14 protein-coding genes are annotated in these 17005 nt (G+C 48.8%); 11 read left to right on the top strand and 3 right to left on the bottom strand.

Annotated features, from left to right (window positions below; all coding sequences use genetic code 11):
- Nucleotides 1–7 precede the first annotated feature (7 nt).
- Nucleotides 8–1231 carry an MFS transporter gene (locus tag OM416_RS16060; RefSeq protein ID WP_264931001.1) on the bottom strand — a complete coding sequence of 408 codons (1224 nt, stop codon included), beginning with the start codon at nt 1229–1231 and terminating at the stop codon, nt 8–10.
- A 117-nt stretch (nt 1232–1348) separates the two neighbouring features.
- Here OM416_RS16060 and OM416_RS16055 point away from each other — a divergent pair, with 117 nt between their 5' ends.
- From OM416_RS16055 to OM416_RS16015, 9 genes are all read left to right on the top strand, one after another.
- Nucleotides 1349–2152, top strand: coding sequence for an AraC family transcriptional regulator (locus OM416_RS16055; protein ID WP_264930999.1), 804 nt, complete (start codon nt 1349–1351; stop codon nt 2150–2152).
- A gap of 344 nt (nt 2153–2496) precedes the next feature.
- Nucleotides 2497–3402 carry an ABC transporter permease gene (locus tag OM416_RS16050; RefSeq protein WP_076332232.1) on the top strand — a complete coding sequence of 302 codons (906 nt, stop codon included), beginning with the start codon at nt 2497–2499 and terminating at the stop codon, nt 3400–3402.
- A gap of 30 nt (nt 3403–3432) precedes the next feature.
- Nucleotides 3433–4314: a carbohydrate ABC transporter permease gene (locus OM416_RS16045; protein ID WP_264930998.1), complete on the top strand. Its 882-nt coding sequence runs from the start codon at nt 3433–3435 to the stop codon at nt 4312–4314.
- Between the two features lie 70 nt (nt 4315–4384).
- Nucleotides 4385–5980, top strand: a complete 1596-nt coding sequence (locus OM416_RS16040) for an extracellular solute-binding protein (RefSeq protein WP_264930997.1) — start codon at nt 4385–4387, stop codon at nt 5978–5980.
- Nucleotides 5981–6012: 32 nt separating this feature from the next.
- Nucleotides 6013–6978, top strand: a complete 966-nt coding sequence (locus OM416_RS16035) for a LacI family DNA-binding transcriptional regulator (RefSeq protein ID WP_264930996.1) — start codon at nt 6013–6015, stop codon at nt 6976–6978.
- A gap of 70 nt (nt 6979–7048) precedes the next feature.
- Nucleotides 7049–8161 carry a glycoside hydrolase family 105 protein gene (locus tag OM416_RS16030; RefSeq protein ID WP_264930995.1) on the top strand — a complete coding sequence of 371 codons (1113 nt, stop codon included), beginning with the start codon at nt 7049–7051 and terminating at the stop codon, nt 8159–8161.
- Nucleotides 8158–9213: a pectinesterase family protein gene (locus OM416_RS16025; protein WP_264930994.1), complete on the top strand. Its 1056-nt coding sequence runs from the start codon at nt 8158–8160 to the stop codon at nt 9211–9213. Before OM416_RS16030 ends, OM416_RS16025 begins: the two co-directional genes overlap by 4 nt.
- Before the next feature lie 380 nt (nt 9214–9593).
- A complete protein-coding gene (locus tag OM416_RS16020; RefSeq protein ID WP_413775797.1) occupies nt 9594–11165 on the top strand; it encodes a chitinase in 1572 nt (523 codons plus the stop codon).
- Nucleotides 11166–13265, top strand: a complete 2100-nt coding sequence (locus tag OM416_RS16015) for a glycosyl hydrolase family 18 protein (protein WP_264930993.1) — start codon at nt 11166–11168, stop codon at nt 13263–13265.
- A gap of 159 nt (nt 13266–13424) precedes the next feature.
- Here OM416_RS16015 and OM416_RS16010 read toward each other — a convergent pair whose 3' ends face one another.
- Entirely contained in the window at nt 13425–14282 is an 858-nt protein-coding gene (locus tag OM416_RS16010) for an aldo/keto reductase (RefSeq protein ID WP_264930992.1), read from the bottom strand.
- Between the two features lie 218 nt (nt 14283–14500).
- On the bottom strand, nt 14501–15697 hold the full coding sequence (locus OM416_RS16005; protein WP_264930991.1) for an MFS transporter: 1197 nt from the start codon (nt 15695–15697) through the stop codon (nt 14501–14503).
- A 164-nt stretch (nt 15698–15861) separates the two neighbouring features.
- On the opposite strand from OM416_RS16005, the gene OM416_RS16000 reads away from it, so the two are divergent.
- Nucleotides 15862–16257, top strand: coding sequence for a winged helix-turn-helix transcriptional regulator (locus tag OM416_RS16000; protein WP_062836690.1), 396 nt, complete (start codon nt 15862–15864; stop codon nt 16255–16257).
- On the top strand, nt 16254–16931 hold the full coding sequence (locus tag OM416_RS15995) for a TIGR00266 family protein (protein ID WP_062836691.1): 678 nt from the start codon (nt 16254–16256) through the stop codon (nt 16929–16931). The genes OM416_RS16000 and OM416_RS15995 overlap by 4 nt, the downstream gene beginning before the upstream one ends.
- The last annotated feature ends 74 nt before the right edge of the window (nt 16932–17005 follow it).

The raw sequence follows: 17005 nt of genomic DNA, 5'->3' as shown, positions 1-17005 counted from the left end.
ACGGTCATCACGCTGTTCTTGGTTGGTCCTTGCGCAGAAATACAGCACATACACCAAGCAGTGGCAAAAACGAACATAACTTGATAACAAACGCAATGTTGGTCACGTCAATTAAGGAACCTAACACAACCGAGCCCAGTCCAGCCATGCCAAACGACAGGCCAAAAAACAATCCGGATACCGTTCCAATATGACGAGGAAGCAATTCCTGTGCATAGACAATGATGACGCTGAAGCCGGACATCAGGATTAGTCCAATCATTCCGCACAACACCATGGACAGGGTGGGTCCTGCATAAGGTAGCAACAGTGAAAATGGTGCAGTGCCTGCAATGGAGAACCAGATCATTGGTTTACGTCCATAGCGGTCAGCGAGCGGACCACCGAGCAAAGTTCCGACCATGCCTGCAAATTGCAGAACAAATAGACAGATCTGTGCCTGAGAGAGAGGCAGTTGATATGCATCGGCGTAATAGAAAGCGTAATACCCGGTCATGCCAGCAATATATACGAATTTGGAGAATAACAGCAGGATGAGAATTCCCATTGTAAAAGCGATGAATCCCCTGCTCACAGGCTGTGTCACTGGTTCTGCGCCGCTTGATTTTAGAGGCTGCTGCTGACGAATGCGATTCTCGGCAAGCTTGTCTCTGTACCAACGACTGACAAAAGACTGAATAAAGATGCCGATCAGGGCAAAGCCCATCAGCCATAGAAAACTACGCTGCCCATGTGGCAGCAGGATGAAGGCGACCAGCAATGGAGCAATGGCCTGCCCTGTGTTGCCTCCCACCTGGAAGATTGACTGCGCCATTCCGCGTCCACGTCCGGCTGCCATATGGGCCACACGTGAGGATTCGGGGTGGAGGATGGATGAGCCTATGCCAATCAATGCTGCCGAAACAAGCAGCATCCATAACTCGGATGACAAGGCTAAACCGAGAACACCGATCAGGGAGAATAACATACCACCGGGAAGCAGGATCGGCATTGGCCTGCGATCTGACATATAACCGACCAGTGGCTGAAGGACGGATGCGGTAATATTCAGGGTGAAGGCAATCCAGCCCATCTGGGCGAAACTGAGTTGCATGGTCTGCTGGAATAGCGGGAATGCAGACGGAACAACTGTCTGCATCGCATCATTCAGCAGATGGGCGAAGCTGACTCCGGCGAGTGCCCAATTGGCGGAGGAGTTGATTTGCATTTTGCTTAAAGTGGCCTGAGTCATGGGAGATCACCTCGAATTATTTTTTTCTATGATAAAAGATGGGGGCAGATCATGTCTTTGTGAAAAGTGCTTGGAAAGTGAGCACGATTTGCTATAATGTCAGCAGGTGAGCAAACGATGGAATTAAACATGACGCTAAATGGGTTGGAATTATGGAAAGCTACCGGAGGATTCGCGAATGAGCCACATGTACATGATGACTGGTATCAGCTAACGCTGCCGGTCAGAGGACAATGTCATCTGGTACAGGAACAGCACGCATACCCTTTGAAAGCAGGCATGGGGATTATTGCCCATCCTCAGATGGAGCATTATTTTGAAATAGGTTCGGATTCGGCGGTCATTGTGATCAAGTTCCGTAAACCGCCATTAGGCAGCTACGAAGGCGCGGAGTTCAGTGGGGGACGAGCTGAGTTTCGGCCTACCCAGACTTTCGATCCTGCTGAGATTAGCAGTCTATTTCGAAGCTGGAATTCCATTTTGTTAGATGACGTGCCCGACTTGCTGCGAGTACAAGAAACAGAATTGGCGATCGAGACGTATCTAAGACGGATGTTGACGGGGCAGGAAAAAGGAATAGGAACTGTAGATACCGGTACATTCATTGATCCTCATCTCCGCAGAGTGCTGGAGTACATTCACAGTGCCTACACAGGCCCCATGGATATTGATTCGATGGCGATGGTTGCGCATCAGAGTCGATACCATTTTATGCGCTCTTTCAAGGCTCTTACGGGATCAACACCGTATCAATATCTGCTGAATTTGCGCGTAGAAGAAGCGTCCAGGAGGCTCCGCCTTACGACTGATTCAGTAACCACAATCAGTTATGAGCTGGGATTTTCCAGCGTCAGTCAGTTTTACAGAGCCTTTCAGCGAGTGTATGTGATGACACCGATGGAATATCGGAATCAGGTGTAGATTTCAATGGGCAGTCTCGCGTATGCGGGACTGTATTCAGAACGTTACAGCATGACACTGATTTTTGTTGTTGCCAAACGAAGTAGACTTTGCTAAGATGGGAAAAAGTTTATGTAAGCGTATACATTTAGGTTAAAATTACAACGTTGTAATTATACTTTAACCATCGGAAGAAGTGCATCAGTTCTAGCGAGAATGATAGGAAAATAGCATTTTATCAATGTTAATAGAATTGATATAAGGACAATTATAATCCATATACCAATTATGTAGGATATGCTCGTCTAAAAATTCAAACGTTGTAATTATAAAGCGAAGGGGAGTGGCTCAAGGTGAAGAAACGCATGTCCACGCTGTTCAGCCTGATCAGACGGGATAAGTATCTGTTGCTGATGTTTTCGCCTATCTTTCTGTATTACCTCATTTTCATGTACCTCCCGATGCCTGGTGTGCTGTTAGCATTTCGCAATTTTCTGCCGGGGCAGGGCATGTTCAGCGGGGAATGGGTGGGTCTTCGATGGTTTGAGCAGTTCGTGAATTCCATTTACTTCTGGCGACTGCTACGCAACACATTTTTGCTCGCATTTCTACCGCTCTTGTTCGGTTTCTCCATTCCGATTTTATTCGCTGTCTGCATCGTGGAGATCAAGAACCGGACATTCAAGCGATTTGCCCAGACCGTTACGTATCTTCCCCACTTCATTTCCACCGTCGTTGTAGCCGGCATGATTATCAATTTCCTGTCACCAACAGACGGCATTGTGAACACGCTGATCGCCAAGCTCGGCATGGACAAAGTGAACTTCATGATGGAGGCTGGCTGGTTTCGGACCATCTTCACCAGTTCCGACATCTGGCAGAGCTTCGGCTTCAGCTCCATCATCTACATTGCAGCCATTATGGGCATTGATCCCGAAATGTACGATTCCGGCAAAATTGACGGGGTCAACAAGTTTCAGGAGCTCTGGCACCTGACCCTTCCCAGCATCAAACCAACGATCGTCATCCTCCTGCTCCTGTCGCTTGGCGGCATTATGAGCGTAGGCTTTGAGAAAGTATATTTGCTCTACAACGGAGCTACTTACGAAACTGCCGATGTATTGTCGACCTACGTCTACCGGATGGGGATTGAGGGACAGAACTACGGCTTCGCCACAGCAGTGGGTTTGTTCAACTCCATTATCACATTTGTGCTTGTCTTTGCAGCCAATTCCATGACCCGACGCCTGACCAAGATGTCACTCTGGTAACACCATAATCGAACCCAAAGGAGAACCTGTATGCAAAAATCGAGTAGTGATCGGTTGTTCTACGGATGTGTCTACCTGCTGACCATACTGGCGGTCGTGATTACGTTGTATCCCTTCCTGTACGTGATCAGTATTTCATTCAGCTCAGTGGATGCCATCGACAAACAAAAAGTCGTGCTGTGGCCTGTCGGGTTCACCCTGTCAGGTTATCAAATGGTCCTGCAATACAAGGAGTTGTGGGTATCTTTCTACAACACCGTCTGGTACACCGTGGTTGGCACACTGTTGAACATCGTGGCAACATGCCTCGCCGCCTTTCCGTTATCAAGACAGCAATTTTTTCTGCGTAGAAAACTGAATTTTTTTATCGCCTTCACGATGTATTTCTCGGGGGGACTCATTCCGGTCTATATGCTCATTACCTCACTGGGGCTATACAATACCCGCTGGGTGATGGTGCTGCCTGTGCTGGTCATTACGTTTAACGTCATGATCTGCCGTTCGGCTTTTGAAGGCATTCCCAATGAGATCTTCGAGAGTGCCAGTATAGACGGGGCCAACGAGCTGACGATGCTGTACCGTCTGGCGATTCCGATCATTAAGCCAACACTGGCTGTACTTACCCTGTACTATGCGGTATTCCACTGGAACAATTTCTTCTCGGCCCTACTATATCTGGGCAAACAGGATATGCAGCCCCTACAGATGTTCCTGCGAAGAGTACTGATCATGGCTTCGCCGGAAGTGATGCAGAAGATGGGAGGCACGATGACTTCGGGTGCACTGGCGGTCTCCTCCCTTCAGGTTCGTTATGTATCCATTGTGGTCAGCATTCTGCCGATTGTTACGATCTACCCGTTTATCCAACGGTACTTCGTTAAGGGAATCACCCTCGGAGCCGTGAAAGGATAGCCTTTTTTACCCGAGCATCAGGATTGACCAAGGTTGTTCAGGATTGTTCATACCTAAGGAGGAATGATGGATGAGATTTAAAGGGGCAGGAAGAAAAAGTGTAATGGCAGCGATACTGGCAATAAGCCTTGCGGGTTGTAGCGGTGGAACAGGGGCGGGGACTGATGCGGGAAGTACCCCAACTAGCTCGGAACCAGCATTTAATTACACTGGTGCAGGTCCTGTAACCGATCAGCCGAATGCCAAGTTGTCTGTTCTCGGAACCAACGCATGGACGACCAATGTGGATCTATCTACCGCTGCCATTGTGAAGAAAATCGAGAGCAATGCTGGTGTTGAGGTCGATTGGGATCTCATTCCGCCGCAGAACTACGCGGATGCTGTGAATCCGAGGCTGGCTGCGGGTTCGGGATTGCCAGATATCGTGTATCTGCCGGATCAGGATCAGCTCATGAAATACATCAATAGTGGTCTATTTATACCGATTAACGAACTGGTGGATAAGTACGGTGTGAATCTCAAAAAAATATATGAAAAGTCCCCTTCGGTTAAAGCCAGTTTAACGACGCCAGATGGTAAAATGTATTATATCCCGCAGCAGACGCTCACCCGAAACTATATGCCAGTGTTTATGATCAATCAGCGCTGGCTGAAGCAGCTGGGATTGAACGAACCGACTACACTGGATGAGTTCACGGCGATGCTGCGCAAATTCAAGACGGATGACCCGAATGGCAACGGGCAGGCTGATGAAATTCCGCTGTCCATGGAATCGAAATTTGTGTCGATGGCCTTTGGCCCGGCGTTTGGACTTGATCTGTCCAATCAATTCTATGCAGACGATCAGGGCAAGGTACATTTCAGCTATTATGAGCCTGCCTATAAGGAATATCTCACCTATTTAAACGGACTGTACAAAGAAGGCCTGCTTGGTGTGGATTATGCCAGTACGACAAGTGATCAGGTGACCTCGCGCATCTCTCAGGATGTGACGGGAGCGACGTTTAATTTTAGCTGGTACATGTCGATGGTCTACAGCCCGCTCTTCAAGGATTATGATCCGGCAGAGCCCATCTTCAAAGGCATCTTGCCACTAAAAGGACCGCATGGCGATCAGTTCTATGTAGGACGTACACCGGTAAGTGGTATCTTTGGCATTACACGTGACAGCAAAAATCCGGAGCTTGCTTTCCGTTTCCTGGACTATGCCGTAAGTGAGGAAGCACAGACGTATTATACATGGGGTATCAAGGATGATACGTATACGGAAGAGAACGGCGTGAAGACCTTCACGGACAAAGGCAAAGACAATGAATACATTCAGAAGCTCGGCATCGGACCGGTTAATCTGCCTAATATTCAATCCACCGACTCTGCTGATTCTGTCGTAGCCGAATGGCATGCCAAGCTCGACAAGGAACTGGAGCCTTACATCCGTGAACCATTCCCGTTTGTCTACGCGCTTCCGGATGAGGCGAGTGTAGAGAGTATGGCGATGCCTGACATCACGACCTATGTGGAAGAGATGAACTTCAAGTTTATTAGTGGAGATGCCAGTCTGGATCAGTTCGACGGTTATATTGAAACATTGAAAAAGATGAATATTGAGCAGGTTATTGCAGGCAGACAGGCGCAGTATGATCGATATAAAGCTGCACAGCAATAAGTTTCCCATGGTATGAAGGGTGTTGATTGATTTTGATAACCATTAAAGACATTGCCAAATTGGCGGGGGTGAGCTATAGCACGGTATCCAAGGCCCTTAACGATGATCCGCGGATCAAACCGGCGACGAAACAGAAGGTGCTCGCCGTTGCGGAGAAACACCAGTATCGGAAAAACATGTTGGCTCGTCAGCTCTCCACAGGCAGAAGCAATATCATCGGTTTTGTGCTGGATGAGCTGAGTAATCCGTTGTTCTCGAACATATCCGGCAGTCTGCACGCAGAACTGAAGAAACGGGGATACCAGATGATTCTGGTCGTCGCCGATGACGGGGTGGATGTCTTCAGCCAGCTTCGCGTGGACGGTTGTATCCTGTGGGACTATGCCTTGGACAATCGGGATGTATTTTGGAAAAAGTTTGCCACGCTCAACATGCCATGTTTCGTGCTGGGTACAGATGAGACGCCGAACTCTCCATACATTAAGATTGATCGCAAAGAGGGCATATTCAAAGCAGTTGAGCACCTGCAATCACTGGGTCATACCCGAATCGGTTTTATTGGCAACTCGCAAAATATCAAACTGGAAGGATACAGGGAGGCTATGCAGCGCACAGGCCTGATGTTCAACGAAGACCATGTACTGCCAGCACACTCCTCTTGGGAGGATGGATATTTTGCCATACGTCATCATACATTTGGCCCGGAGTCGCCCACGGCTTTTATCGGATTGAACAACTTGGTGACCCGGGGAGCGCTGCGGGCTTTGCTTGAAGCAGGTTACAGCGTCCCCGGGGACATCTCATTAATCGGTTACGATGATCTGCCAGATATGCAATACGCTGAGGTCGCACTGACAACGATCGGACCACCGCTGGATGAACTGGCTGCGCAGGCCGCAGAGCTGATTGTATCTTTGATCCGTGATGAACAGGTGGACTATCCGGTAGTCATTCAGCCGAAGCTGAATCATCGCAATTCAACGGCAAAGTGTCAGTAACGAAAAACAAGAATGATTAGACGCACATGTGCACGTTAAGGATGGTACAACATTCAAGGAGGTGTCCGTTATGCAAGTACAGACGCAATTATCCTGGTCTGAGCGAATAGCAGAGACGATTATCCAGCAATGTGATGGGGACGGGTATCATGCGTTTCCTTCTGAACGATGGGCTTATGTTCAGGGTATGACACTAATGGCAATGGCGCAAACGGGGAAACAGTACGGTAAGGACGAGTATATCGCTTTTATGAAGAGACATATGGATATGTATGTGCAGCAAGATGGTTCCATTGCGACGTATTCACTTGAAGAATACAACCTGGATCAGATCAATCAGGGCAAAAACCTGTTTGGATTGATGGATACTACCGAAGACCAGCGTTACGCGGAAGCCGCACATCTACTGGCGGCGCAACTTGCAGGACAGCCCAGAACATCCGAAGGCGGCTTTTGGCACAAAAAGATCTATCCTTTCCAGATGTGGCTGGACGGATTGTATATGTCATCCCCTTTTCTGGCTCAGTATGCGAAGCAGTTCAATCGTCCGGAATTATGGGATGAGGTAGCTCATCAGATCTTGCTGATCGAACGCCAGACCCGTGATCCGCGGACCGGACTGCTTTATCATGGCTGGGATGAATCCAAAGAACAGGTCTGGGCCGATGCGTTGACCGGATGCTCCGCACATTTCTGGAGTCGTGCGATGGGCTGGTATGCCATGGCAATTGTAGACAGCGTGGAGCATTTCCCCGTGAATCATCCAAAGCGCGGAACCATCATTGGTATCTTCGAACGGATGTGCCACGCTTTGGTACGCGTGCAGGAGCAGGAGAGCGGGTTATGGTTCCAGGTACTCGATCAGGGTTTCCGCAAAGGAAATTATCTGGAAGCTTCCGGCTCTAGTATGTTCGTGTATGCACTCGCGAAGGGTGTGCGGTTGCGCTATCTGGAGCCACATTTCAGAGAGGCAGCAGAAAAAGGCTGGAACGGACTCACTTCCAGATTGGTGGAAGAAACCACTGACGGATTGAAACTGAATGGAATCTGCCATGGGGCAGGACTGAGTCTGGACCGGGACGGATCTTACAGCTACTATGTGAGCGAAGCAATTGTAAGCGATTCCTTTATGGGCATGGCTCCGCTATTGCTGGCTGCGTTGGAAATGGAGCGATTGCCATGAGCAAGCAGGTATCACCGAATATAGATCTGGATAAAATGACGCGATATTATACCGTTTCTCCGGATGGGACGGGTGATTATGCTACCATACAGGCAGCAATCGATGCCGCTCCGGACCACGGAACCGAAAGCTTCACGATCCGAATTAAGGCAGGCATATATTACGAGAAGCTGGATATTGAGAAACCTATGATTCATCTGATCGGTGAGGGGGCGGAGCATACGATCATTACATATGATGATTATGCGCTCAAGAAGTTCCCGGATGGGTCGCAATATCATACCTTTCATTCCTACACAGCTTTCATCGGAGCAGACGATTTTACAGCGGAGCAAATATCCTTCGTTAACTCAGCCGGGCCGGGCAAGGTAGTAGGTCAGGCTTTGGCTGTGTACGTGGATGGAGATCGGGCAGCGTTCCGCAGTTGTCGCTTTATCGGCCATCAGGATACGATCTTTACGGGACCACTGCCTGAGCAGCCGCTGGATCGCAGCTACTTTGGCGGGCCGCGAGATGGGGCGGAGCGGCGTAAGCTGCGTCAATATTATGAGCACTGCTACATTGAGGGCGACATCGATTTTATTTTTGGCTCGGCTACGGCAGTGTTCAAGGGTTGTGAGATCTTTGCCAAGAACCGTTTGTCCGATACGGCGATTGCGAATGGCGAAGTGAACGGCTGGATTACCGCAGCATCTACACCCGAGGATGTACGTTATGGGTATGTATTTATCGATTGTGATCTCACCAGCAATGCACCTCCCCAGTCGGTATACCTCGGCAGGCCATGGCGTAATCATGCCAAAGTCTGTTTCTTGAATTGTTGGATCGGTGCTCATGTGAAACAGGAGGGCTGGCATAATTGGAACAAGGCAGATGCGGAGCAGACCGTTCAGTACGCCGAATATAACAGTGCCGGACCTGGGGCCGGAAATGCGATGGTACGGGTTCCCTGGGCAAAAACACTAAGTGATCAGGAAGCGGCCGAATACGCGATACCTCTTATTCTGTCCGGTGTAGACGGGTGGCAACCTTTCGGTGAGGAGAAGGGCTAAACGGCGGGAAGTCATGTTTTCTACTGTGCAAAATCAAAGATGAAAGGCTCTCTTTCAAGTCTCTTAAAGACTTGGTAGAGAGCCTTTTTTGTGCGGTATCTTACATTTTTCGCCCCCTATAGAAATAATTTATCCCTTATCTGATTTGCATTTTACTGATTAAATACAGGGTGAGGATCTGTAAATTCCCTGTAAAATTTGGATGGTATTTATTAAAAAAGAGAACGAGAGGGAAGGTCCATTCTGGAAAGGGAAGGGAGTGAAGAGGGACTTAACGTAGACGGTTTAATAAGACTCGAATCGATCGCGGATGACATGTAAGTATACCAGTGAAGCATTGTTTGCAAGGTGAAAATAACCTAGTACAGGAGGGATTTTGCTTGAATAAAGCTGTTCAATTCCGCCCGGTCATTACATTCGCTTTGGCATTTCTTCTGATTATTTCGTGGTTTGCACCAAGAGCTGATGCCGCTGCCCTGTGGCAGGCAGGCACCGCATACAAGAAAGGAGATCTAGTAACATATCAAAATAAAGATTATGAGTGTATTCAGGCCCACACGGCGTTTACCGGATGGGAGCCCTCTGTTGTGCCCGCGTTGTGGAAATACGTCGGGGATGGTTCGGGAGGGGAAACGCCAACGCCAGATACGGCACCACCTTCTGTTCCTGCGGGTCTGACTTCATCCTCCATCACGGACACCTCCGTGAGTCTTTCCTGGAATGCATCCACGGATAACGTGGGCGTAGCGGGATATGAGGTGTATCGAAACGGTGTTCTCGTGACAAGCACCTCAGCAACAACGGCTGTAGTCACGGGACTGACAGCTGGCACGACTTATGCTTTTACGGTAAAAGCAAAAGATGCCGCAGGCAATACATCCGCTGCGAGCACCTCCCTCAATGTAACGACTTCCAACGGATCTTCTAATCCCGGGCCAACCGGCAGCAAATGGCTGATCGGCTACTGGCACAACTTTGACAATGGCTCTACCAATATCAGACTTCGTAACGTATCAACAGCCTATGACGTCATTAATGTCTCCTTTGCCGAACCGATTTCACATGGTAGTGGAACGCTTGCTTTTACTCCGTATAATGCGACGGTAGCCGATTTCAAATCCGATATTGCCTACCTTCAAAGCCAAGGAAAAAAAGTGCTGCTTTCCATGGGGGGAGCCAATGGCACCATTGAGCTCATCGATGCGACCAAGAGACAACAGTTTGAAGAATCGTTAAAATCGATTATTTCCACCTATGGTTTCAATGGTCTTGATATCGATCTGGAAGGAAGCTCCCTGTCTCTGAATGCAGGAGATACCGATTTCCGTAGCCCGACGACACCGAAGATCGTTAATCTCATCAATGGCGTAAAAGCAGTTAAATCTCATTTTGGTACTAACTTCATTCTGACGGCAGCACCGGAGACGGCCTATGTACAGGGCGGATATCTGAGCTATGGCGGCCCTTGGGGAGCATACCTGCCAGTCATCCATGCCTTGCGTAATGACCTGAGCCTGCTTCATGTACAGCACTATAACACGGGCTCTATGGTGGGGCTGGATGGGCGCTCCTACGCCCAAGGGACAGCTGATTTCCATGTTGCCATGGCTGAAATGCTGCTTCAAGGCTTTCATGTAGGCGGAAGCACGGGGCCATTCTTCAGTCCCTTGCGACCGGACCAGATTGCAATCGGTGTACCGGCTTCCCAGCAGGCTGCCGGAGGTGGTTATACGACACCAGCCGAGCTGCAAAAGGCATTGAATTATTTGATCAAAGGCGTATCATACGGCGGTTCCTATACCCTTCGCCAACCTGCAGGTTATGTGGGCCTTAAGGGGATTATGACCTGGTCCATCAACTGGGATGCATATACAAACAACCAGTTCTCAAATGCACATCGTTCATTCCTGAATGGTTTTAGCACGCAAACAACAAAGGAGGTTGTGTACTAAATGCCAAATGTAAATAAACACACTATTTTGAAGAAAACCGCAACGTTTTTCCTGGGTCTGTCCCTGCTCTTATCGGTTATTGTCCCTTCATTTACACTCCAACCTGCTACGGCAGAAGCAGCAGATGCGTATAAAATTGTTGGTTATTACCCGTCCTGGGCCGCGTACGGGAGAAATTACAATGTAACCGATATCGATCCGAACAAAGTGACGCATATCAACTATGCTTTTGCAGATATTTGCTGGAACGGCATTCATGGAAATCCGGACCCTTCGGGGCCAAATCCTGTGACATGGACCTGTCAGAATGAAAAAAGCCAGACGATTAATGTACCCAACGGAACGATCGTGCTTGGCGATCCTTGGATCGACACAGGTAAGACATTTGCAGGGGATACGTGGGATCAGCCCATCGCAGGCAACATCAATCAGCTGAACAAGCTAAAACAAATCAATCCTAATCTGAAGACAATCATCTCCGTGGGAGGATGGACGTGGTCCAATCGCTTCTCCGATGTAGCCGCGACGGCTGCAACGCGAGAGGTCTTTGCGAACTCTGCCGTGGACTTCCTGCGAAAATACAATTTTGACGGGGTCGATCTGGACTGGGAGTACCCGGTATCAGGCGGTCTCGACGGTAACAGCAAACGCCCTGAAGATAAGCAGAACTATACTCTTCTCCTGAGCAAAATCCGTGAAAAGCTGGATGCAGCAGGAGCTGTGGACGGCAAGAAGTATCTGCTTACGATTGCAAGCGGTGCATCTGCGACCTATGCGGCCAATACGGAGCTTGCCAATATAGCAGCCATCGTCGATTGGATTAACATTATGACTTACGATTTTAACGGGGCTTGGCAAAAAGTCAGCGCGCATAACGCGCCGTTGAACTACGATCCTGCCGCTTCAGCTGCTGGTGTGCCAGATGCCAATACATTTAATGTAGCTGCGGGAGCGCAAGGGCATCTGAATGCAGGCGTACCAGCCGCTAAACTTGTGCTTGGTGTGCCGTTCTATGGACGTGGCTGGGATGGATGCGCACAGGCAAATAGCGGCCAGTATCAGACATGCACGGGTGGTTCTTCCGTGGGAACATGGGAAGCAGGCTCCTTTGATTTCTACGATCTGGAGGCCAATTACATTAACAAAAACGGGTACACGCGTTACTGGAATGACACGGCCAAGGTGCCATATCTCTATAATGCGACCAACAAGCGATTTATTAGCTATGATGATGCGGAGTCTGTTGGATATAAAACCGCTTATATCAAGAGCAAGGGACTCGGCGGCGCGATGTTCTGGGAGCTTAGCGGTGACCGGAACAAAACACTTCAAAATAAACTGAAAGCCGATCTGCCTACCGGAGGTACAGTGCCTCCAGCAGATACGACGGCGCCAAGCGTACCCGGTAATGCCCGTTCGACAGGTGTGACAGCTACCTCCGTGACGCTGGCTTGGAATGCTTCAACAGATAATGTGGGTGTTACCGGTTATAACGTGTACAATGGTGCCAGTCTTACAACCTCCGTCAACGGAACGACTGCAACAATCAGCGGACTGTCCGCGGGTACTTCTTATACCTTCACGATTAAAGCAAAGGATGCGGCAGGTAATCTGTCTGCAGCCAGTAATGCTGTAACTGTAAGCACGACAGCTCAGCCGGGTGGAGATACGCAGGCGCCAACTGCACCGACGAACCTGGCATCGACAGCGCAAACGGCATCCAGCATAACGCTGAGCTGGGCGGCATCCACGGATAACGTGGGTGTAACGGGTTATGACGTGTACAATGGAACAGCTCTGGCGACATCCGTGACCGGAACAACCGCAACGATCAGCGGACTTGCAGCGGATACCTCGTATACATTTACGGTAAAAGCAAAGGATGCGGCGGGGAATGGTTCTGCTGCGAGCAATGCGGTGACCGTGAAAACAACCGCAGGAACGACGAATCCGGGCGTTTCCGCCTGGCAGGCCAATACAGCCTATACTGTTGGACAGCTGGTGACGTATAGCGGCAAGACGTATAAATGCTTGCAATCCCACACATCCTTGTCTGGGTGGGAACCATCCAATGTTCCTTCATTGTGGCAGGTCCAATAGTTAAAATATGAATTACAACAATTTAAATTGAAGCCTGCAGTGTTAACGGGTCTTGGCTACAGTGAAGAGAATATAACAAAAAACCACCGGCTTCTGGACCGGTGGTTTTCGCTATGCTATGTCAATGACAAACAAAGCAGCCTCCAAAAAGGCTATCTATTAGAAATCGAAATTATCTGGATCAGGTCCAACGCGTACATTTTCGTTCAGAGCGTTGATCTGATCCATCTCTTCATTTGAAAGTTCAAAGTCGAAGATGGAAGAGTTCTCGATAATCCGCGGTTCTTTGGTCGACTTCGGAATGGTAATGACTCCATTTTGCAGATCCCAACGCAGGATTACTTGTGCAACCGATTTGCCTTTGGCTGAAGCAATCTTCGTAAGCACTGGATTGTCCAGTAACTGACCCTGCATTAGAGGTGACCAAGCTTCAAGCTGAATACCGTGCTTTTCACAGAAGGCCTTAAGCTCAAGCTGAGTCAGGCGAGGGTGGTATTCCACCTGATTGATCATCGGCTTCACTTTGGCATCCTGCATCAGGTCTTCGAGATGATGAATCTGGAAGTTGCTCACGCCAATAGCCTTAATGCGGCCGGCTGCATACAGCTCCTCGATCGCTTTCCAAGCTGCGGTGTATTTGCCTGCCTTAGGCCAGTGAATTAGATACAGATCGAGGTATTCCAGTCCCAGTTTGTTCAATGTGGTATCAAATGCGGCAAGTGTCTCCTCATATCCGAGGTCTGCATTCCATACTTTCGATGTCACGAACAGTTCTTCACGTTTCAGGTTGTTTTCTTTCAAAGCTTCGGCAATGGCTTGTCCCACGCCAGCTTCATTGCCGTATATTGCGGCAGTGTCGATGCTGCGGTAGCCATGTTTAATCGCATTTTTCACGGCTTCAATCAATTCAGACCCTTCTTCTACCTTAAATACGCCAAGTCCAAACCAAGGCATATGAACACCGTTATGCAAAGTGACTGTAGATTGTAAATGTTGTGCGGTTTGAGCTGTTGTCATGAGAGTTCCTCCTTCAAATGTGTAAAAATCAGTCATTTCAAGCTGAATTGCCGTTATTTCATCATACAAAATCAAATCATACTAGATCAAATAGGGCTCAACGTATATAGTATAGTAAAATACGATTTGAAACCGGTTCCCTTCATTGACCGGAACCGATATACAAAAGGCTACGCCCCTGGTCGGAATGAAACTTAGAACGAAGTTTTCTCCACCATTTAGGCGGCTGGTACTTGTTGAGCCTTGCTTTCCAGCATTTTAGCCCATGCAGTCAGGATGACGGCTATGAGAACCATCAAAGCGCCGACCCATGTCGTGTGAATCAACCCGATGGAGTCATTGATCACGCCACCCAGATAGGCACCTATGGCAATGCCTGCATTAAATGCTGCGATGTTGAAGGCTGAGGCTACATCCTTGGCCTGTGGTGCATATCGTTCAGCCAAGGTTACAACATACATCTGAAGACCAGGCACATTCATGAAGGCCAGCAATCCCATGCCCATAATGGTGAGCAATGCTGCCAACTTGAATGGGACCGTAAAGTACATGATGCCCAGAATGATGGTCTGAATGATGAACATGTAGAAGAGCGCCTTGAGCGGGTTGCGATTGGCTGCTCTGCCGCCGATGATATTACCGACTGCAATGGCGATTCCGTACAACAATAGAATGAACGCTACCGTTTTCTCGGAATAGCCGCTGATATCATGCAACAACGGGGACAGATACGTAAAGACAACAAATGTTCCTCCGTACCCAACAGCAGTAATGGCAAAAGCAAGCAGTAAGCGCCCACCTGTAACCAGCTTTAGCTGATCCCGAAATGCCGTTCGTGCTCCTCGCTTCAACGTGGATGGCACAAGTATCAGGTTCCCGATCATCGCAACGAGGCCAACCACAACAATCAGGATAAAGGCAGCGCGCCAACCCCAATGTTGACCGATGAGTGTACCGAGAGGTACACCGGTTACTGTGGCAATGGTTAGACCGGAGAACATGATGGCAATGGCACTCGCCCTGCGATTGGCAGGTACCAGATCGGCTGCAATAGTCGAACCGATGGACATGAATACGCCGTGAGCCAGAGCGGATACCACTCGTGCAATGAGCAACATGGTGATTCCCGTCGATAGTGCAGCCATCGTGTTACCCGCAATGAAAACAACCATGATGGCAAGCAGTAGTGTTTTGCGTGATACGGTAGACGTCAGTGAGGTCAGAACAGGAGCCCCAAAGGTAACACCTAAGGCATATAAAGTAACGGTCAGTCCCGCTGTAGTTACGGAAATGCCGAGATCATCCGCAATGAGGGGCAGTAGCCCGACGCTGATAAACTCTGTGGTACCGATCGCGAACGCACTAATGGCCAACGCTAGCAGTGCCCACGTGCTGCGTTTTGAATCTTGTAACATTTCTTGCTCAACTCCCCAGAATGTAGATTTACGTACCGGCAAATGCTATTATGAGTTATTCGGTATAGATTGAATAGTACGTACTTTTTAGTACCCTACGTACTTTTTGGTGCCTATACAGCATGCGACGGAAGTAATCCAATTCATCAGGGAGGAAGCAAGTTATGGTTCGAAAAAAATATAACATCTCGGTTGAAGCTACCCTTGAGGTGATCGGTGGCAAATGGAAATGCGTCATTCTCTGTCACCTGACACATGGGAAAAAGCGAACCAGTGATCTCAAGCGTATTATGCCCGCAATTACACAGAAAATGTTAACACAGCAACTGAGGGAGCTTGAGAACGACGGGATCGTGAACCGGATTGTATATAATCAGGTCCCTCCCAAAGTGGAGTACGAATTGAGTGATTATGGCCGCAGTTTGGAACCAATTCTCAATGCGCTCTGTAATTGGGGAGATCAGCATATTGTAAAGGAATACGGAGATAAATCAGCAGTGCTGGAGGACAATGGGCTCAATGATTTTAACTCAGACAATAGGGAGCTGGTGCAACCGTGAACTATGAGATTCTATATGATGGTGCTTTTGCGATGCTTAAAGTACATTTGCAGCGGGGAGAGCGGTTCAAGGCCGAGAGTGGTGCGATGGTATCCATGACTCCGACGGTTGAACTGAAGGGTTCAGCAGAAGGTGGGATGTTTGCCGGGTTCGGTCGGATGCTGAGCGGGGAGAAGTTCTTCTTTCAGGAACTGACGGCTGCTGGTGGATCAGCAGAGATTCTACTCTCGCCTTCAAGCATGGGGGATGTGGAAGCCGTTGAATTGGACGGTTCCTATTCACTCTATGTGCAGAAAGACGGATTTCTGGCAGGAACTGAAGGCATTCAGGTGAATACCAAAATGCAAAACCTGAAGAAAGGTCTCTTTTCGGGAGAGGGTTTCTTTATTATTGAGATTAGTGGGCGTGGAACCGTATTTTTGTCTTCCTATGGTGCAATCCATGCGATCAATCTGGCCGCAGGTGAAGAAATGATCGTGGATAACGCCCATTTGGTGGCATGGCCTCATTATGTAGATTACCGCATTGAGAAAGCTTCACAGGGCTGGTTATCCAGTGTTACAAGTGGAGAAGGATTGGTATGTCGGTTCCGGGGAGAAGGAACCATTCTTATACAGAGCCGCAATCCGCAAGGATTCGGACAATGGGTGAAGCAGTTCATTCCTACGCGCTAAATATTTTTGCAGAAGAACACACAGAGTTGCAACGGATGTGTTTCCATCATCGTTATATGAATAACGGACTTACT

The sequence above is a fragment of the Paenibacillus sp. LS1 genome (genome assembly GCF_026013365.1).
Taxonomy (GTDB): Bacteria; Bacillota; Bacilli; order Paenibacillales; family Paenibacillaceae; genus Paenibacillus.
This window is presented reverse-complemented; position numbering and strand designations above follow the sequence as displayed.